18 protein-coding genes are annotated in these 18753 nt (G+C 71.8%); 10 read left to right on the plus strand and 8 right to left on the minus strand.

Going from position 1 to position 18753, the window contains the following annotated elements; translation table 11 throughout:
* Window positions 1–8 precede the first annotated feature (8 nt).
* Both ACWGIS_RS05105 and ACWGIS_RS05110 read left to right on the plus strand, forming a co-directional pair.
* Window positions 9–962, plus strand: a complete 954-nt coding sequence (locus tag ACWGIS_RS05105) for an ATP-binding cassette domain-containing protein (RefSeq protein ID WP_453361025.1) — start codon at window positions 9–11, stop codon at window positions 960–962.
* Window positions 963–1024: 62 nt separating this feature from the next.
* The gene (locus tag ACWGIS_RS05110) at window positions 1025–1753 is read left to right on the plus strand and encodes an ABC transporter permease (RefSeq protein WP_453361097.1); all 729 of its coding nucleotides are present in this window, start codon (window positions 1025–1027) and stop codon (window positions 1751–1753) included.
* Between the two features lie 19 nt (window positions 1754–1772).
* Here the strand turns inward: ACWGIS_RS05110 and ACWGIS_RS05115 are convergent, their stop codons facing one another.
* The gene (locus ACWGIS_RS05115) at window positions 1773–3179 is read right to left on the minus strand and encodes a glutamate decarboxylase (protein ID WP_453361026.1); all 1407 of its coding nucleotides are present in this window, start codon (window positions 3177–3179) and stop codon (window positions 1773–1775) included.
* Window positions 3180–3213: 34 nt separating this feature from the next.
* A complete protein-coding gene (locus tag ACWGIS_RS05120; RefSeq protein WP_453361027.1) occupies window positions 3214–4488 on the minus strand; it encodes an ion channel protein in 1275 nt (424 codons plus the stop codon).
* A 110-nt stretch (window positions 4489–4598) separates the two neighbouring features.
* Between ACWGIS_RS05120 and ACWGIS_RS05125 the strand changes: the two genes are divergently transcribed.
* Window positions 4599–5366 carry a MerR family transcriptional regulator gene (locus ACWGIS_RS05125; RefSeq protein WP_453361028.1) on the plus strand — a complete coding sequence of 256 codons (768 nt, stop codon included), beginning with the start codon at window positions 4599–4601 and terminating at the stop codon, window positions 5364–5366.
* A gap of 15 nt (window positions 5367–5381) precedes the next feature.
* Here the strand turns inward: ACWGIS_RS05125 and ACWGIS_RS05130 are convergent, their stop codons facing one another.
* Window positions 5382–5750, minus strand: coding sequence for a YbjQ family protein (locus ACWGIS_RS05130; protein WP_453361029.1), 369 nt, complete (start codon window positions 5748–5750; stop codon window positions 5382–5384).
* A 139-nt stretch (window positions 5751–5889) separates the two neighbouring features.
* On the opposite strand from ACWGIS_RS05130, the gene ACWGIS_RS05135 reads away from it, so the two are divergent.
* Complete coding sequence (locus ACWGIS_RS05135) at window positions 5890–6582, plus strand: DedA family protein (RefSeq protein ID WP_453361030.1); 693 nt, start codon at window positions 5890–5892, stop codon at window positions 6580–6582.
* Window positions 6583–6628: 46 nt separating this feature from the next.
* Here ACWGIS_RS05135 and ACWGIS_RS05140 read toward each other — a convergent pair whose 3' ends face one another.
* On the minus strand, window positions 6629–8287 hold the full coding sequence (locus tag ACWGIS_RS05140) for a threonine/serine ThrE exporter family protein (RefSeq protein ID WP_453361031.1): 1659 nt from the start codon (window positions 8285–8287) through the stop codon (window positions 6629–6631).
* Window positions 8288–8448: 161 nt separating this feature from the next.
* Complete coding sequence (locus tag ACWGIS_RS05145; RefSeq protein ID WP_385094531.1) at window positions 8449–8940, minus strand: inorganic diphosphatase; 492 nt, start codon at window positions 8938–8940, stop codon at window positions 8449–8451.
* A 79-nt stretch (window positions 8941–9019) separates the two neighbouring features.
* On the opposite strand from ACWGIS_RS05145, the gene dacB reads away from it, so the two are divergent.
* The 6 genes from dacB to folE all read left to right on the plus strand — a co-directional run bounded on the left by dacB (window position 9020) and on the right by folE (window position 16891).
* Window positions 9020–10585, plus strand: a complete 1566-nt coding sequence (gene dacB, locus ACWGIS_RS05150; RefSeq protein ID WP_453361032.1) for a D-alanyl-D-alanine carboxypeptidase/D-alanyl-D-alanine endopeptidase — start codon at window positions 9020–9022, stop codon at window positions 10583–10585.
* 184 nt (window positions 10586–10769) lie between these two features.
* On the plus strand, window positions 10770–11894 hold the full coding sequence (locus ACWGIS_RS05155) for a zinc-dependent metalloprotease (RefSeq protein WP_453361033.1): 1125 nt from the start codon (window positions 10770–10772) through the stop codon (window positions 11892–11894).
* A gap of 192 nt (window positions 11895–12086) precedes the next feature.
* The gene (gene tilS / locus ACWGIS_RS05160) at window positions 12087–13256 is read left to right on the plus strand and encodes a tRNA lysidine(34) synthetase TilS (protein ID WP_453361034.1); all 1170 of its coding nucleotides are present in this window, start codon (window positions 12087–12089) and stop codon (window positions 13254–13256) included.
* A gap of 99 nt (window positions 13257–13355) precedes the next feature.
* Window positions 13356–13916, plus strand: coding sequence for a hypoxanthine phosphoribosyltransferase (gene hpt, locus ACWGIS_RS05165; RefSeq protein ID WP_010986089.1), 561 nt, complete (start codon window positions 13356–13358; stop codon window positions 13914–13916).
* A 198-nt stretch (window positions 13917–14114) separates the two neighbouring features.
* Window positions 14115–16142 carry an ATP-dependent zinc metalloprotease FtsH gene (gene ftsH / locus ACWGIS_RS05170; protein WP_453361035.1) on the plus strand — a complete coding sequence of 676 codons (2028 nt, stop codon included), beginning with the start codon at window positions 14115–14117 and terminating at the stop codon, window positions 16140–16142.
* A 143-nt stretch (window positions 16143–16285) separates the two neighbouring features.
* Window positions 16286–16891, plus strand: coding sequence for a GTP cyclohydrolase I FolE (gene folE / locus ACWGIS_RS05175; RefSeq protein ID WP_453361036.1), 606 nt, complete (start codon window positions 16286–16288; stop codon window positions 16889–16891).
* Window positions 16892–17018: 127 nt separating this feature from the next.
* Here folE and ACWGIS_RS05180 read toward each other — a convergent pair whose 3' ends face one another.
* Genes ACWGIS_RS05180 through folB form a run of 3 tightly spaced genes read right to left on the minus strand, consistent with a single transcriptional unit; the run spans window position 17019 to window position 18521 of the window.
* Window positions 17019–17504 carry a DUF3180 domain-containing protein gene (locus tag ACWGIS_RS05180; RefSeq protein ID WP_453361037.1) on the minus strand — a complete coding sequence of 162 codons (486 nt, stop codon included), beginning with the start codon at window positions 17502–17504 and terminating at the stop codon, window positions 17019–17021.
* 49 nt (window positions 17505–17553) lie between these two features.
* Window positions 17554–18165, minus strand: a complete 612-nt coding sequence (gene folK / locus ACWGIS_RS05185; RefSeq protein ID WP_453361038.1) for a 2-amino-4-hydroxy-6-hydroxymethyldihydropteridine diphosphokinase — start codon at window positions 18163–18165, stop codon at window positions 17554–17556.
* The gene (gene folB / locus ACWGIS_RS05190; RefSeq protein WP_453361039.1) at window positions 18162–18521 is read right to left on the minus strand and encodes a dihydroneopterin aldolase; all 360 of its coding nucleotides are present in this window, start codon (window positions 18519–18521) and stop codon (window positions 18162–18164) included. The genes folK and folB overlap by 4 nt, the downstream gene beginning before the upstream one ends.
* Window positions 18522–18753 lie beyond the last annotated feature (232 nt).

The raw sequence follows: 18753 nt of genomic DNA on the forward strand, positions 1-18753 counted from the left end.
GGAGCCGGATGACCGACGCGATCGCCGTCGAGGGCGTGGAGAAGCGGTACGGGGACAGCGCGGCGCTGGACGGGCTGGAGCTGGCGGTGCGGCGGGGCACCGTCCACGGGCTGCTGGGGCCGAACGGGGCGGGCAAGACCACCGCGGTGCGGGTGCTGACCACCCTGCTGCGGCCGGACGCGGGGCGCGCGGAGGTCGCCGGGTGCGACGTGGTGCGCGAGGCCGCCCGGGTACGGCGCCGCATCGGCCTGCTCGGCCAGCACGCCGCGCTCGACGAGGAGCTCGGCGGCCGGCAGAACCTGGAGATGTTCGGGCGGCTCCACCACCTGGGCGCCCGTCACGCGCGCGTGCGGGCCGGCGAGCTGCTGGAGCGCTTCGGCCTCGAAGACACCGGCCGCAAGCCGGTCGGGAAGTACAGCGGAGGCATGCGCCGCCGGCTGGACCTGGCGGCCTCCCTGATCACCGGACCGGAGGTGCTGTTCCTGGACGAGCCGACGACCGGACTCGACCCGCGCGGGCGCGCCGAGGTGTGGTCGGCGGTGCGGTCCCTGGTCGGCGACGGCACCACGGTCCTGCTCACCACGCAGTACCTGGAGGAGGCGGACCAGCTCGCCGACCGCATCTCGCTCGTCGACCGGGGCCGGGTCGTCGCGGACGGCACGGCCGACGAACTCAAGGCGCGCACCGGCGGTGACCGCATCGACGTGGTGCTGCGCGAGGGCGGCCTGCTGGGCGCCGCCGCGGCCCTGCTGCCGCTGCCCGCCGAGGACGTCTCGGTGGACGTCGACCGGCGCCTGCTCAGCGCGCCGGTCACCGACCGGATGGCGGCACTCGCCGGGGTGGTGCGCGCCCTGGAGGAGGCCGGGATCGAGGCGGAGGACATCGCCCTGCGGCGGCCCACCCTGGACGAGGTGTTCCTGCACCTCACCGGGGACGGCCGGCGCGTGAAGGAGGCCGTGTGAGCACCACGTACGAGACGGGCCGGATCGGCTCGGGGGGCCGTGCCCTGACCGACTGCTGGACCATGACCCGCCGCGAACTCGCCCACTGGGCACGGCAGCCGGTGAGGGTGCTCGTCGGCCTGGTCTTCCCGGTGATGCTGCTGCTGATGTTCGCCCATCTGGTCGGCGGCGGCCGGGAGGTGGACGGCGCCTACGTGGACTACCTGGTGCCCGGCATGCTCGCGCTGACCATGGCCTTCGGCCTGGAGGGCACGATGCTCGCGGTCACCCAGGACCTCAACAAGGGCGTCGTGGACCGCTTCCGCTCGATGCCGATGGCCGACGGCGCCTTCCTGGTGGGCCGTTCGGCCGCCGACATGCTCCAGTCGGCGCTGTCCCTGCTCGTGCTGGCCGGGGTCGGGTACGCGATCGGCTGGCGCGTGCACGGCGGCCCGGGCGCCTTCCTGGGCGCCCTCGGCCTGCTGCTCCTCTTCCGGTTCGCGATGCTCTGGATCGGCATCCTGCTGGCGATGGTGGCGGGGAAGCCCGAGTGGGTGCAGGCGGTGCAGATCCTGGTCTGGCCGGTCGGCTTCCTCTCCAACGCGTTCGCGGCCCCGGACGCCATGCCCGGCTGGCTGGGCACGGCCGTCGAGTGGAACCCGATGTCGCAGACGGCGACGGCGGTACGGGACCTCGTCGGCGGCCCGGGCGGCGAGCCGGGCCACGTCTGGGCGGCCGTGGCCTGGCCGCTCGCCCTGCTCGCGGTGTTCTTCCCGCTGGCGGTGCGCAGGTTCGCCCGCCTCAGCCGCTGACGCGGGCCCGCGCCCCGCCTCAGTGGTGGAAACCGGTGGCCGCGCCCTTGTCGTGCGTCGAGGGGCGCGGCTGCCGGCGCAGTTCGGGCAGCAGCCGGCTCAGGTCGTCCACGAAGAGGTCGGCCAGGTCCATCGAGAAGCCGTTGCGGCACACGACGCGCAGCACGGACAGGTCCTCCCGGTTCGGCGGGAAGGTGTACGCGGGCACCAGCCAGCCGCGCTCGCGCATCCGCCGGGACACGTCGAAGACGTCGTACGCCGTCACCTCGGGCTTCGTCGTGAAGGCGAACACCGGCAGTTCGTCGCCCCGGGTCAGGAGGCGGAAGTCCTCCATCCCCTCGATCCGGCGCGCGAGTTCGCGGGCCACGTCGCGGGTCGTCTGCTGCACCGCCCGGTAGCCCTCGCGGCCCAGCCGCAGGAACGTGTAGTACTGCGCCACCACCTGCGCGCCCGGCCGGGAGAAGTTGAGCGCGAAGGTCGGCATGTCACCGCCCAGGTAGTTGACCCGGAAGACGAGCTCCTCGGGCAGCGCCTCCTTGTCGCGCCACAGCGCCCAGCCCACGCCGGGGTAGACGAGGCCGTACTTGTGCCCGGAGGTGTTGACGGACGTCACCCGCGGCAGCCGGAAGTCCCAGACCACGTCCTCGTCGAGGAAGGGCGCCACCATCGCGCCGGACGCGCCGTCGACGTGGACGGGGATGTCCAGGCCGGTGCGCTCCTGGAGTTCGTCGAGGGCCGCGCACAGGTCGGCGATCGGCTCGTACGACCCGTCGAAGGTCGACCCGAGGATGCCGACGACACCGATGGTGTTCTCGTCGCACAGTTCGGCGGCGGCCTTCGGGTCGAGGTGGAAGCGCTCGCCCTCCATGGGCACGAGACGCGGCTCGACCTCCCAGAAGTTGCAGAACTTGTCCCAGCAGACCTGGACGTTCACGCCCATCACGAGGTTCGGGCGGACGCCGGGGTAGCGGTCCGCGTTCCGGGTGGACCAGCGGCGCTTGAGCGCCATGCCGGCGAGCATGCACGCCTCGCTGGACCCGGTCGTCGAACAGCCCACGGCGGCCGCCGGGTCGGGCGCGTTCCACAGGTCGGCCAGCATGGCCACGCAGCGCCGCTCCAGCTCGGCGGTGCGCGGGTACTCGTCCTTGTCGATCATGTTCTTGTCGCGGCACTCCGCCATCAGCACCCCGGCCTGCGGTTCCATCCAGGTGGTGACGAAGGTGGCGAGGTTCAGCCGGGCGTTGCCGTCCAGCATGAGTTCGTCGTGGACCAGCTGGTACGCCGTGGTGGGCGGCAGGGGGCCGTCGGGGAGGCGGTGCGTGGGCGGCGCCTCCTCCATGCAGCTGACGGGGTTGGTCTGCCCGTAGAAGGGGTTGACGGACAGGGGGCGGTCTTCGTGCTGTGCGGGGCCCTTGTGGAGCGCCATGTCGCCTCCGTGCGGATGAGGTGGGGGAGTGGGGTCAGCGGAGCGGGGTTCCGTCGGCGCGCAGTTGCATCTGGGGGCGCCCGGTCACCAGCAGCCAGGCCGGCACCGACGCCATGACGAGCAGCGGCAGCACGGCCGTGTCGGCGGCCAGGACGGCCGCGGTGAAGAGGCTGATCCAGCCCTGCCGGGTGACGGCCAGCAGCACCCCGAGCACGGCACAGACCACGGCGAGCGTGACGTCCACCTCGGGCACCAGGGCGTGGGCGCACAGGCCGAGGGCCACCCCCGCGAAGACCGAGGGGAAGATCCGGCCGCCGCGGAACCCGCAGGAGGTCGCGACGAGCAGCGCGGCGAGTTTCACGACGGTCATCAGCGCGAACTCCCCGGAGGACCAGCCGTCCGGGTTCGCGGCCAGGACCTTGATCTCGTCCAGGCCCTTGAAGAGCGTCAGATGCCCGCCCAGCGCGCCCAGCAGGCCGAGCACCAGACCGCCCAGGGGAAGCGCCAGCCACGGGCGCCCGAGCCGCGCGAAGAGGCCGTGGACGTACGGGAGGGCGTAGACCGCCGCCATGCCGGCCAGCGCCCCGAGCGAGGCGACGACCAGGGCGCCGGGCAGGTCGCCCCAGTGCGGCCCCGAGTACGCGGGCAGTGAGAGGTCGAAGCTCGGGTGGGCCAGCAGGGTGACGGTGAGCGCGCCCGTGCCGCCCGCGAGCAGCGGCGGCAGCAGCCGGTCCCAGAGAGCGCCGCGTCCCGGCTGCTCGGCCAGCACCTCGGAGAAGATCAGCGCGGCGGCCACCGGGGTGCCGAACAGGGCACCGACCGTTCCCGCCGCCGCCAGCGACAGCCACAGCATGGTGGGGGAGCCGGGGGCGATCCGGGCGCCCAGCCAGCAGGCGAGGGCGATGTTGGTCGCCGTGATCGGGTTCTCGGGGCCCAGGCTGACCCCGCCCGCCAGCGCGAGGACGGTGACGACGAGCAGTCCGGGCAGTACCGCGGGCGCCAGCGGAGGGTCGACGAGGCCGCTGGCCGCCGGATCGGGGCCCGCGTGCCGCGGCACCTTCCAGATGACCAGGCCCACCGCGATGCCGGTCGCCGTGAGGACCACGATCATCCAGAGCGACGAGTAGCGGCCGATCCCGAGCGCGTCCGGGAGGGTCTGCCACAGGACGTCCTGGAGCCGGTCGGCGACCCAGCTGACGCCCAGCAGGACGAGCGCCGCGGCGATGCCTACGAGTATGGACGGCACGATCAGCGGCAGCAGACGCCGGGCGGGGGTCCGGCCCGGCGCAGCCGGGGCTTCGGTGCTCACGAGCCACACCCTAGACGGACATAAGCCGCATAACCTCCCGAGGAATTCCGGCTTGCACCTCACGCCACGTCAGGGCGCAGGCTGAGGGACGTACTCGGAAGGGAGCGGAAGTGAGCTACTCAGTGGGCCAGGTCGCCGGGTTCGCCGGCGTCACGGTGCGCACGCTGCACCACTACGACGGGATCGGCCTGCTCGTGCCGAGCGAGCGCAGCCCCGCGGGGCACCGCCGCTACGGCGACGCCGACCTCGACCGGCTCCAGCAGATCCTGTTCTACCGGGAGCTCGGCTTCCCGCTCGACCAGGTCGCGGCCCTGCTCGACGATCAGGCCACCGGGAAGGCGGACCCGCGCGCGCACCTGCGCCGCCAGCACGGACTGCTGACCGCCCGGATCGAGAAGCTGCAGAAGATGGTCGCGGCCGTGGAACACGCCATGGAGGCACGCACGATGGGCATCGACCTGACACCCGAGGAGAAGTTCGAGGTCTTCGGGGGCAAGGACCCCGAGGAGCACGCGGAGGAGGCCGAACGGCGCTGGGGCGGCACGGAGGCGTACGCCGAGTCGCAGCGCCGCGCGGCCCGCTACACCAAGGAGGACTGGAAGCGGATGCAGGCGGAGGTCGCCTCCTGGGGCGAGCGCTACGGCGCCCTCATGGCGGCGGGCGAACCCCCGTCCGGGCGCCCGGCCATGGACATGGCCGAGGAGCACCGCCTGCACATCACCGAGTGGTTCTACCCGTGCCCGTACGAGACGCACCGGGGACTCGGCGAGATGTACGTGTCCGACGAGCGGTTCAAGGAGTTCTACGACTCCATGCGGCCGGGCCTCGCCGAGCACCTGAGGGACGCGATCGCGGCGAACGCCGAGCGGAACTCCTGAGCGCCTGGCCCGGGGTCACTCGTCCCGGGCCAGGACCACCGCCGTCCCGTAGGCGCACACCTCGGTTCCGACGTCGGCGGCCTCCGAGACGTCGAAGCGGAACATGAGCACGCCGTTGGCGCCCCGCGCGCGGGCCTGCTCGACGAGCCGCTCCATGGCCTGGTTGCGGGTCTCCACCAGCGTCTTGGTGAGCCCCTTGAGCTCACCGCCGATCATCGACTTCAGGCCCGCGCCGATCTGGCTGCCCAGGTGCCGGGAGCGCACGGTGAGACCGAACACCTCCCCGACGACCCGCTCGACGCGATGACCCGGGACGTCGTTCGTCGTGACGACCAGCACGTCGGGCCGGGGCCCGGTGCCGCCGCCGTAGTCTTCGATACCCATGGCCCCAGCTTTGTCCCAGTCGGGGCACAGTGCATCCCGGGGACCCCGGTGGAACCTGGCGTGGACACGCGACGTTGATAGCTTTGGGTCGGCCGACCCCGCAGCCGAACCCTTCCTTCACCCCCAGGAGCCCGGAACCGTGACGACGCTTGCCCTTGGACCAAGCTGGCTGGATCCGAACACGCTCCTGGACAATTTCGGCATCTGGGGCCTGCTGCTCATCGTCTTCGCCGAGTCGGGCCTGCTCATCGGCTTCTTCCTGCCGGGCGACTCGCTGCTGTTCACCTGCGGCCTGCTGATCGCCTCGCACCAGCTGGACTTCCCCCTGTGGCTGGCCGTCGTGCTGATCTGCGTCGCCGCGATCGCCGGCGACCAGGCGGGCTACCTGTTCGGCAAGAAGGTCGGCCCCTCGCTCTTCACCCGCCCGGACTCCCGCCTCTTCAAGCAGGAGAACGTGGCCAAGGCCCACGAGTTCTTCGAGAAGTACGGCCCCAAGTCCCTGGTCCTGGCCCGCTTCGTGCCCATCGTGCGCACGTTCACGCCGATCATCGCCGGCGTCAGCGGCATGCGGTACCGCTCGTTCATCACGTACAACGTCATCGGCGGCGTGCTCTGGGGCGCGGGCGTCACGCTGCTCGGCTCCTGGCTCGGCAACATCGAGTTCGTGCACAAGAACATCGAGGCGATCCTGATCCTGATCGTCCTCGTCTCGGTGGTCCCGATCGCCGTCGAGTACCTGCGCGCCCGCGGCAAGAGCAAGAAGGCGGCCGCCGCCTCGCCCGCGTCGGCCCCGACCCCGCCCGGCCAGCGCGGGCGCCACGCCAAGCGCTAGTCGCCGGCGAGGGGGCGGACGCGTCCGCCCCCGTGCGCTGAAGCCGTCAGAAGCCGCGTGTCCGCTTGGCCGCGCGGCGGCCCGCCGCGTCCCCGCCCGGCATCCGCAGGAACAGCCGGGAGATCTCGGAGCCCAGGTTCACCCCGATGGCGATGGCCATCGCCAGCGCCGCCGCCTTGGTCAGGGACACCAGCCCCTTGTCGACGTCGTTCTGCGCGATGGCCAGCAGCCCGAAGTACGTGGCCGAACCGGGCAGCAGCGGCCCGATCGCGGCCGTCGTGTACGGCAGCGCCGAGGCGAACCGGTAGCGGGACAGCAGCTGCCCGAACAGGCCGACCAGACCGGCCGCGACGGCGGTGGAGGCGACCGGCGAGATGTCGCCGGCGTAGCGCATCGCCCCGTACACCGACCAGGCCACGCCCCCGTTGAGGGTCACCGCCAGCACGGTGGAGCGCTCCTGCTGGAGCAGCACCGCGAAGGTGAGCGACAGCAGCATCGACGCCACCAGCTGGAGCACCGGCCGCTCGGAGACACCGAGGGCCTGGTCCGGGTTCAGTTCGGCGCCCAGCTTCACCCCGAAATACAGGATCAGCAGGACGCCGGTGACGATGCCGACGAAGAAGTACATGACCTCCAGCAGACGCGCCGACGCCGTGATGTAGAAGCCGGTCAGACCGTCCTGGACGCCGGCGACCAGCGCTCTTCCCGGCAGCAGGGCGAACAGCCCACCGGTGATCACCGCGGACGCCTTCACCCCGGCCCCCGACAGCTGCAGTGCCACGCCGATCGCGGCCGGCGGCATCGCGGCCACCGTGAACTGGTAGAACTCCGGCAGTCCGCGCCCCGCGCACAGCCACGCCAGCCGGTCGCCCAGCATCGCGCCGAGCGCCGCCGCGACGAACACGAAGACGTCACCGCCGACGAGCACCGAGGCCGCGCCCGCGAGCAGCCCGCCGGCCGCGGTCAGCACCCAGCCCGGGTACGGGTGGCGGTTGCGGCGGATCTCCACCAGGCGCCGGTAGGCCTCCTCCAGCGAGATCGCGGTCTCCGCGTCGCTGAGGTCGTCGACGAGCCCGTAGACGGCCGCGAGACGCGTGTAGTCGGTGCCCCGGCGCCGTACCGTCCGGGAGGCCGTCACGGGGTCGTCCACCAGGGACGGCTGGTGAGAGATCGACAGCAGGGTGAAGGTGACGTTCGGTTCGCACCGGTCCAGGCCGTAGGAGCGGCACACGGCGAACATCGCCGCCTCCACGTCCTCGGCGCCCTCGCCGCCCGCCAGCAGCAGCTCCCCGATACGCAGCGTCAGGTCGAGCACGCGCGGGACGGCCGGACCGGCCTCGTCCTCCTTGCGCACCGGGTCGGGCGCCGGACGCTCGGTCACCGGCATGCGCAGCATCGTGCGCATCCGGTCCTGCCAGGGCGCGTCCTTGGTCAGCCGGACCACCGGCATCCCGCTCGGCGGCGTGAAGGCGGGCGGCGCGTGCTTCGCGCTGTAGGTGCGCGGGGTGCTGAACGCCGAACCCTCGGCGTCGCCGGGGACCGTGTGCGGGACGTCCAGGCCCTTGGGGAGGGCGAACTCGGAGGTGGTCGACGACTCGTCCTCGACCACCGGGGCCTGCGGCGCCACCACCCCGGCCGGCGGGGCGAACGCGCTCCTCGCCTCGTCCGACTGCGGTTTGCGGTCTTCCGCCTCCGGGTCCGCCACCAACTGCCGCCTTGCCTTCCGTGCCGTGCGCGTACGTCGTGTGCGTACGCCCCGTACGTCTCACGCGTACCTGCTGTAGGCCTCAGTATGCGTACGGATACGCGAACGGGCCGTGCGGCCCTGAAGAGGGTCGCACGGCCCGGACGGTGAGAAGGGGCAGGTCAGTGACCGCCGGTCTCCTTGAAGCGCTTGTAGGAACGCTCGATCTCGGCCTCGGCCTCGGTGCGGCCGACCCAGTTGGCGCCCTCGACGGACTTGCCGGGCTCCAGGTCCTTGTAGACCTCGAAGAAGTGCTGGATCTCCAGGCGGTCGAACTCCGACACGTGGTGGATGTCCCGCAGGTGCTCCACGCGCGGGTCGTGCGCCGGGACGCACAGCAGCTTGTCGTCGCCGCCGGCCTCGTCGGTCATGCGGAACATGCCGATCGTGCGGCACTGGATGAGGCAGCCGGGGAAGGTCGGCTCGTCCAGGATGACCAGCGCGTCCAGCGGGTCGCCGTCCTCGCCGAGGGTGTTCTCGACGAAGCCGTAGTCGGCCGGGTAGCTGGTCGAGGTGAAGAGTCGACGGTCCAGGCGGATCCGACCGGTCTCGTGGTCCACCTCGTACTTGTTCCGCGAACCCTTCGGAATCTCGATCGTGACGTCGAACTCCACCGGTGGCTCCTCCATGATCAGCACATAGTTCTGGTGGTTAAGTGTCCCTCACGCAGGTGTGTGATCGCGAAAGGGGCTGGTGGTCGTGCCAGAGCTGAGGGTCTGGCGGGCCGCGAGACCGCACGTGGTGCGGGTCGCGCGGACCGTGAAACCGCACGTCGTGCGGGTCACCCGAGCCGTCCGGCCGCGCCCCGTGAAGGTGACGACTGCGCAGCTCACAGCCGTCTCCGCCACCGTGGGCCTGGCGCTCGCGGCCGCGGTGGCGACCGCCGCCGGACCCTGGGACTCCTCGGGTCAGCGTACGGCGGAGCACGACTGGGCCGCATCGCGGGCCGGACAGGGTGGCGCAGATCACGGCGGCCGCCCGGGAGCGGCGGCGGGCGGACCCCGGCCCGCGCCCAGCGCCGCGGCCGTCCTGGCGGGTCTCGGCGGCGCCACGGTCCCCGCGCCCGCGCCCGCCGGGAAGGCCCTCGCCGGCGTCCTGGACCCCCTCCTGAAGGATCCGTCGCTCGGCTCGCGGCACTCGGCCGCCGTCGTGGACGTCGCGACCGGCAGGCGGCTGTACGGCACGGGCTCCGGCGAGGCGCTGACCCCGGCCTCCACCACGAAGATCGCCACCGCCGTCGCCGCGCTCACCGCGGCCGGCGCCGACCACCGCATCACCACCCGCGCCGCCCTGGAGCCGGACACCAACGAGGTCGTCCTGGTGGGCGGCGGCGACCCGACCCTCACCGCCCGGAAGAAGCGCGACGGCGACGAAGCGGACTGGGCGAGCCTGCGCACCCTGGCCGCCCGTACGGCCCGCGCCCTGGAGGCGCGCAAGCTGGACGAGGTCACGCTCTCCTACGACACCTCGCTGTACGCGGGCTCCGGGCAGCCGCCCGCCGGAGTGGAGGACAACCTCGCGCAGGTCACCCCGCTGATGGTCGACGAGGGCCGTCTCGACGACTCCACCGGCGGCGCCGCCGGACGCAGCCCCGACCCGGCCGCCGACGCGGCCCGGAAGTTCGCCGGACTCCTCGAGGACGAGGGGATCAAGACGACGTCCCCGGGCCCCTCCAAGGCCACCGGCCGCTCGAAGCCCCTCGCCGAGGTCCAGTCCCCGCCGCTGTCCGCCCTCGTCGAGCGGATGCTCACCACCAGCGACAACGACATCGCCGAGGCCCTCGCGCGGCAGACGGCCCTCGCCGCGGGCGAACCGGCGAGCTTTGCGGGCGGCGCGACCGCGGTCCGCGCCCAGCTGAAGAAACTGGACATTCCGCTGACGGGCGCCGTCTTCGCGGACGGAAGTGGCCTGAATCGTTCGGACAAGCTGTCGGCCGACCTGCTGACCGCCCTCCTCGCCAAGGCCGGCGACCCCGCCCACCCCGAACTGCGCCCCGTCCTCACCGGACTTCCGGTCGCCGGGTTCACGGGCACCCTCAGCCAGCGCTACGCCGACGGCGCGGCCCGGCCGGCCACCGGGGTCGTACGCGCCAAGACCGGCACGCTGACGGGCGTCAACGCGCTGGCCGGCACGGTGGTCGACGCCGACGGCAGGCTGCTGGCCTTCGCGTTCCTCGCCGACGGCACCACCGACCGCACCACCGCCCAGACGGCCCTGGACCGCACCGCCTCCGCCCTCGCGGCGTGCGGCTGCCGCTGAGGCGGGTCCGGCACCGCCCGCGAACAGCCGCAACGGCCGTGCCGGGCGGGCGCCATGGGGTGTCCGGAAGCCGCCTCGCCCCTGCCGTCCCGGGGGCACCGGCGGCCCCGCCCGTCCCCCGCGGGACGCACACCCGGCGCCGCATCCCTCACCGCAGCCGGACGCCCTCACGTACGGTTGACGCATGACGAGCATCGGTGGTGCCGAGATGGTCGACTGGAATCTCGCGGTGGCGACCGCGACCCGCCTCGTGAGGCCGGGCCCCGAGGTGAGCCGCGACGAGGCCAGGGCCGTCGTCGCGGAGCTGCGGCGGCACGCTAAGGCCTCCGAGGAGCACGTCCGGGGATTCACTCGTCTGGGTGAGGACGGAGTGCACGACACCCCCGTCCTGGTCGTCGACCGCCCCGGCTGGGTCCGGGCGAACGTCGCCGGGTTCCGGGAGCTCCTCAAGCCGCTTCTCGAGAAGATGCAGGAGCGGCGCGGGAGTTCGCCCGGCGGAGCAGTCTTCGGCGCCGTCGGCGGCAAGGTGACCGGCGTCGAGCTGGGCATGCTCCTGTCGTTCCTGTCCTCGCGGGTCCTCGGTCAGTACGAGACCTTCGCCCCGGCGACGCGCGACCTCCCGGCCGGGGAGAACGGCGGCGGCAGGCTCCTGCTGGTCGCCCCCAACATCGTGCACGTCGAGCGCGAACTCGACGTGCAGCCCCACGACTTCCGCCTGTGGGTCTGCCTGCACGAGGAGACCCACCGCACCCAGTTCACGGCCGTGCCCTGGCTGCGCGACCACCTCGAGGGCGAAATCCAGTCTTTCCTCGCGGAGACCGAGGTCGACCCCATGACCGTCCTGGAGCGGATCAGGGAGGCCGCCCAGTCCCTCGCGGGCGGACGCCCCGAGGGCGAGGAGGGCGAGGACGGCCGGTCCCTCGTGGAACTGGTGCAGACGCCGGCCCAGCGCGAGATCCTCGGCCGCCTCACCGCCGTGATGTCCCTGCTCGAAGGCCACGCCGACTTCGTCATGGACGGCGTCGGCCCCGCCGTCGTCCCGTCCGTCGCCGAGATCCGCGAGAAGTTCCAGCAGCGCCGCGCCAAGGGCGCCTCCCGCCTGGACCTGGCCCTGCGCAAGCTGCTCGGCCTGGACGCCAAACTCCGGCAGTACCGGGACGGCGAGCGGTTCGTGCGCGCGGTGGTCGACGAGGTGGGCATGGACGGCTTCAACCGCGTGTGGACCTCCCCGAACACCCTGCCGACCAAGGCGGAGATCGCCAAACCGGCGGACTGGGTCACTCGGGTGCACCGCAAACCGGAGGCGTGAAGCGACCCGCGGGGTCGTGAGACGAATCCGGCCGACGGCAGGTGAACGCCCCTTCAATCACCCGTCCGAGGGACCGTGGGGCAGGAGTAGGCGTGCAATGCTCGGGGAACGGCCCGGTTCTGTCACCATCTACACACTCTGAGTGACCGACACCGGGTTCACCCCCCGAAAACTTCATGAAGGGAACCGGACATGGGTCCCCATCCTGCGGTCGCGGCGATACGCCTGGCGGTTCGCCGCGTACTCCACGACATCCTCACCGAGCACACGCCCTCCCCGGGCGCCGAGCACACGCCCTCCCCGGGAGCCGGGCGCACGCCCGCCTCCTGCGCCGGGTGCGCGCCCGCCGCCACCGCCGTACGCCCGGCCGCCGCCGGCGAGCGCGTACCGGCCCCCGGCCGCCGCGGGCGCACCACCGGCGCCTCCCCGGACACACCGCACGAACAGCCGCCGCCCCTCGTGCTCGTCGCGTGCTCCGGCGGCGCCGACTCCATGGCGCTCGCCTCCGCCCTCGCCTTCGAGGCCCCCAGACTCGGCGTCCGCGCCGGCGGCATCACCGTCGACCACGGACTGCAGCCCGGCTCCGCCCTGCGCGCCGACGAGGTCGTCCTGCGCCTGACCGAGCTCGGTCTCGGCCCCGCCGAGTCCGTCGCCGTCACCGTCGGCCGCGAGGGCGGGCCCGAAGCGGCCGCCCGCGACGCCCGGTACGCCGCCCTGGACGCCGCCGCCGAGCGCCACGGGGCCGCCGCGGTCCTGCTCGGCCACACCCGCGACGACCAAGCCGAGACCGTCCTGCTGGGCCTCGCCCGCGGCTCCGGCATCCGCTCCCTGTCCGGAATGGCCGCGGTCTCGGGGGCCGACGGCCGTTACCGGCGCCCCTTCCTGCACCTCGACCGGCAGACCGCCCGCAAGGCCTGCATGGTCCAGTCGCTCCCGGTCTGGGACGACCCGCACAACGCCGACCCGGCCTACACGCGCTCCCGGCTGCGCCACGAGGGCCTGCCCGCGCTGGAGAAGGCGCTCGGCAAAGGGGTCGTCGAGGCGCTCGCCCGTACGGCCCAGCTCTCGCGCGACGACGCCGACGCCCTCGACTCCTGGGCCCGCCAGGCGGAGGCCTCCGTACGCGACGCCTCCGGCCTCCTGGAGTGCGCCAAGCTCTACGCCCTGCCGCCCGCCGTACGCCGCCGCATCCTGCGCCGTGCCGCCATCGAGGCGGGCGCGCCCGCCGGTTCCCTGTTCGCCCGTCACGTCGAGGAGATGGACCGGCTGATCACCGGATGGCGCGGTCAGGGGGCCATCAATCTCCCGGGCAAAGTCGTCGCCCGGCGGCAGGGTGGCAGACTGGTGATCCGGCAAGGCTGAAACCGGACCCTCCGCCGGGGCCGCTCACGCGGCTCCCGGGGACCGCTTACGCGGGGTGTGGGCGGTCCGAGCGGCCGTTGGGACGGACGACCGAAAGTGATGCGGGTGGACGCGAAAGACATGGGCACCGACCTCAAGTCGGTGCTCATCACCAAGGAAGAGATCGACGCGAAGCTGGCCGAGCTGGCCGCGAAGATCGACGCGGAGTACGCGGGCAAGGACCTCCTGATCGTCGGAGTGCTCAAGGGCGCGGTGATGGTCATGGCGGACCTGGCACGTGCGCTGTCCACCCCCGTCACGATGGACTGGATGGCCGTGTCCTCGTACGGCGCGGGCACCCAGTCCTCCGGTGTGGTGCGGATCCTCAAGGACCTCGACACCGACATCAAGGGCAAGCACGTCCTGATCGTCGAGGACATCATCGACTCGGGACTGACCCTGTCCTGGCTGATCTCCAACCTCGGCTCCCGCGAGCCGGCGTCCCTCAAGGTGTGCACGCTGCTGCGCAAGCCGGAGGCGGCCAAGGTCGCGATCGACGTGGAGTGGGTCGGCTTCGACATCCCGAACGAGTTCGTCATCGGCTACGGGCTGGACTATGCCGAGAAGTACCGCAATCTGCCCTTCGTCGGTACGCTCGCGCCTCACGTCTACGGCGGCTGAGCGAGCCGTTCCCGGTCTTCGTCGGACGATCGGGAACCCCAGCGGGTTTCGCGCCGTTGGAGCATGCGTGGGCGGGATTGTCAGTCGTCCCCTGCGGCTTCGGGTGACAATGCTGGGGTACCGTCCGAAGAACAGTCTTTACAAGTCTTTGTCAAACTCACTATGGCAGGAGGGACGGGGCGGCTCCGCTCCGTATGGATGGACGTGAAGCGATACTTCCGTGGGCCGGTCATGTGGATCGTGCTGGCCGTCCTTGCCGTGGTCGTGTTGATGCAGGTCGTCGGCTCGTCCGGCGGCTACAAGACAGTGGACACCGGCCAGGTCGTCCGAGCGATCAATGAGAACAAGGTCGAGTCGGCCAAGATCACCACCGGCGACGAGCAGGTCATCAAGGTCTCGCTCAAGGACGGCGAAAAGGTCGACGGCAGCTCGAAGATCCAGGCGAGCTACATCGGCGACCAGGGCGTGACCCTCGCCGGCACCCTTCAGGACAAATACCAGAACAAGCAGATTCCGGACGGCTACACCGTCTCGCCGTCCAAGCAGAACCCGTTCGTCGGCATCCTGCTGTCTCTGCTTCCCTTCGTACTCATCGTCGTCGTCTTCCTGTTCCTGATGAACCAGATGCAGGGCGGCGGCTCCCGGGTCATGAACTTCGGGAAGTCCAAGGCGAAGCTCATCACCAAGGACACCCCGAAGACGACGTTCTCTGACGTCGCGGGCTCGGACGAGGCGGTCGAGGAACTCCACGAGATCAAGGAGTTCCTCCAGGAGCCGGCGAAGTTCCAGGCCGTCGGCGCCAAGATCCCCAAGGGCGTTCTCCTGTACGGGCCTCCCGGCACCGGCAAGACGCTGCTCGCCCGCGCCGTCGCGGGTGAGGCGGGCGTGCCCTTCTACTCGATCTCCGGTTCCGACTTCGTCGAGATGTTCGTCGGTGTCGGTGCCTCCCGGGTCCGTGACCTGTTCGAGCAGGCGAAGGCGAACGCCCCGGCGATCGTCTTCGTCGACGAGATCGACGCGGTCGGCCGCCACCGCGGCGCCGGCCTCGGCGGCGGTCACGACGAGCGCGAGCAGACGCTGAACCAGCTGCTCGTCGAGATGGACGGCTTCGACGTCAAGGGCGGCGTGATCCTCATCGCCGCGACGAACCGGCCCGACATCCTCGACCCGGCGCTGCTGCGTCCCGGCCGTTTCGACCGCCAGATCGCGGTCGACCGCCCGGACATGCAGGGCCGTCTGGAGATCCTCAAGGTCCACCAGAAGGGCAAGCCGGTCGCCCCGGACGTCGATCTGGGCGCCGTCGCGCGCCGCACCCCGGGCTTCACCGGTGCGGACCTGGCGAACGTGCTGAACGAGGCCGCGCTCCTCACCGCGCGCAGCAACCAGAAGCTCATCGACAACAACATGCTCGACGAGGCGATCGACCGTGTGGTCGCGGGCCCGCAGAAGCGGACCCGGATCATGTCGGACAAGGAGAAGAAGATCACCGCGTACCACGAGGGCGGTCACGCCCTGGTCGCCGCGGCGTCTCCGAACTCCGACCCGGTGCACAAGATCACCATCCTGTCGCGCGGCCGGGCCCTCGGTTACACGATGGTCCTGCCGGACGAGGACAAGTACTCCACCACGCGCAACGAGATGCTCGACCAGCTCGCGTACATGCTGGGCGGCCGCGCGGCGGAGGAGCTCGTCTTCCACGACCCGACCACGGGCGCGGCGAACGACATCGAGAAGGCCACCGCGACGGCCCGCGCGATGGTCACGCAGTACGGCATGACCGAGCGTCTGGGCGCGATCAAGTTCGGCGGCGACAACACCGAGCCGTTCCTCGGCCGGGAGATGGCGCACCAGCGCGACTACTCGGAAGAGGTCGCCGCGCTCGTCGACGAAGAGGTCAAGAAGCTCATCGAGAACGCGCACAACGAGGCCTGGGAGATCCTGGTCGAGAACCGCGACGTCCTCGACAACCTGGTGCTTCAGCTGCTGGAGAAGGAGACGCTGGGCAAGGAGCAGATCGCCGAGGTCTTCGCTCCCATCGTCAAGCGTCCGGCCCGCCCCGCGTGGACCGGTTCCTCCCGGCGCACGCCGTCCACCCGCCCGCCGGTGCTCTCCCCCAAGGAGCTGTCGCTGACGAACGGGGCGAACGGCGCCTCGGCCGCGATCGCCGGTGCGACGGAGTCCGTCCCCGTGACGGAGCCCGCCCCGGAGGAGCGCCCCGAGAGCTGATCGTTCCGGCTCCCGGAGCTCTCACCAGGCCCGGAATGGATGCCGTGCCCCCCTGGTTCTAGCCTGGGGGGTACGGCATTTCCCATGCCGGATGTCCGACGCGTCGACTGATCACGCGTGAGAGGCCAAGGAACGAGGAACAGATGACCGACCCCGTGACGCTGGACGGCGAGGGCCCCATCGGCGTGTTCGACGAGAAGCGCGCCGAGAACGCCGTGCGCGAGCTGCTGATCGCGGTCGGCGAGGACCCGGACCGCGAGGGCCTGCGCGAGACGCCGGGGCGGGTCGCCCGGGCCTACCGGGAGATATTCGCGGGACTGTGGCAGAAGCCCGAGGACGTCCTGACGACGACGTTCGACCTGGGGCACGACGAGATGGTCCTGGTGAAGGACATCGAGGTCCTCAGCTCCTGCGAGCACCACCTCGTGCCGTTCGTCGGGGTGGCCCACGTCGGCTACATCCCGTCCGCGGACGGCAAGATCACGGGCCTGTCGAAGCTGGCCCGCCTGGTGGACGTCTACGCCCGCCGCCCGCAGGTGCAGGAGCGGCTGACGACGCAGGTCGCGGAGTCGCTGATGTCGATCCTGGAACCGCGCGGAGTGATCGTCGTCATGGAGTGCGAGCACATGTGCATGTCCATGCGGGGTGTGCGCAAGCCGGGGGCCAAGACCATCACGTCGGCGGTGCGGGGGCAGCTCCGTGACCCGGCCACCCGCAACGAGGCGATGAGCCTGATCATGGCCCGCTAGGCGTAGCGACAGCGGGCGGTCGGCGGCGGTCGGGACCAGTACACGTGGGTCCTGGCCGCCGCCGTCTGTCCGGCGTCCGTCCGGTCCGTGGCCCGGACGGGCGGCGGTCCGACCCGGACGGCAGGCCCTACGCCGCCGCGGCCGTGCCGCCGTTCTCGTCGTCGTCCTCCGGGAGCTTGCAGACGCGCTCCAGGAAGAAGGCGGCCGCTATCACGCCGATCCCGGCGACGACCGAGAAGCCCGCGTAGATGGCCTGGTCGCGGCGGGCGGGGACCTCCAGGGATTCGAGCAGGAAGGCGCCCGTGCCCCCGTACATCCCGGAGACCAGGGCGGCCACCAGGGCGCTCGCCTGGCCGAAGACGACCGCGCGGGCCGCCATCAGCGGGTCGACGCCCTTGGCGCCGGGCCGGCGCTCGCGCTGGGCCTTGAGACGGCCCCGCAGCGAGAGCGCCGTGGCCAGCAGGACGACGGCGATCAGGGCGAGGACGACGGGGGCGGCCAGCGGGACCCGGGGGAGGGTGCCCACCGCGTTCCACAGGCGGGCGCCCGCCCAGGACAGGACGCCGGCCACGACGAACACGGCGGCCAGCGTCCTGATGCGCAGCTGTTTCACGTTGCCCCTTCGGTAAGCCGGCCTTGGTCGGTCGTCCTGACCTTAACGACTACTCGGGCAGCCGGAGTTCCAGGTCGGCGCGGGGCGTCACACCGTCTCGGGTGACGGTGTCGAGGAGTCCGGCCACCGGGCCGTGACCGGGCAACTGGGCCTCGGGGTCCACGTCGTGCCACGGAGCGAGGACGAACGCGCGTTCGTGGGCCCGCGCGTGGGGGAGCGTCAGGACCGGGTCGTCGGAGACGACGCCGTCGTAGGCGATGATGTCGACGTCGATCGTGCGCGGCCCCCAGCGCTCGTCGCGGACGCGGTTGAAGGCCTCCTCCACCGCGTGCGCGCGCTCCAGCAGGGACGACGGCGGCAGGGTCGTCTTGAGGACCACGACCGCGTTGAAGTAGCTGGGCTGGCTGTCCGGGGCCACGCCCCAGGGCTCGGTCTCGTAGACGGGGGACACCGCCTTGACGCGGACGCCCGGGGTGTCCTCCAGGGCGTCGACGGCTCCCTGGAGGGTCTCCAGGCGGTTGCCCAGGTTCGCGCCGAGCGAGATCACCGCGCGCTTGGGGTTGCTCAGGGTCGTGTCGGCGGCGTCCACCCGCTCGACGACGGAGGCCGGCACCGGCTGGACGGTCGGGTCGCTCTGACCCCCGGCGAAGAAGGCGGTCATACTCGGCTCCGGGTGATGGTGACGGTCACGTCGTCGAAGGGGACGGTGATCGGCGCGTCCGGCTTGTGGACGCAGACCTCGACCTCCTGGACCGCCTCGTGCTTCAGACACGTCTCGGCGATGCGCTCGGCGAGCGTCTCGATGAGGTCGACGGGCTCGCCCTCGACCACGGCGACGACCTCCTCCGCGACGATGCCGTAGTGCACGGTCTTGGTCAGGTCGTCGTCGGCCGCGGCCGGTCGGGTGTCCAGGCCGAGCGTCAGGTCCACGATGAACGTCTGGCCCTCTTCGCGCTCCCTGGGGAAGACGCCGTGGTTCCCACGGGCCTTCAGGCCGCGCAGCGCGACACGATCCACGCGAATCACTCCTGCAATCGTCGGTAGCGGCGGGTGCGTACCGAGTGCGGTCGGCACGCCAGCCTCAGGTGAATCTACCTGCGGGCACCGACAGCGCTCGGCCACGGGGGCGGCACCGGTGCGGGGCCGTCAGGCCTTCACCGGATGTTTCCCATGGGGAACACGGCGGCTCACGGGTTGGTAGCCGCCCCTACCCAGGGCCCGGTGGAACCAACCGCTGCACCGCGCCTAC

This window comes from Streptomyces sp. NPDC054842 (assembly GCF_053611025.1).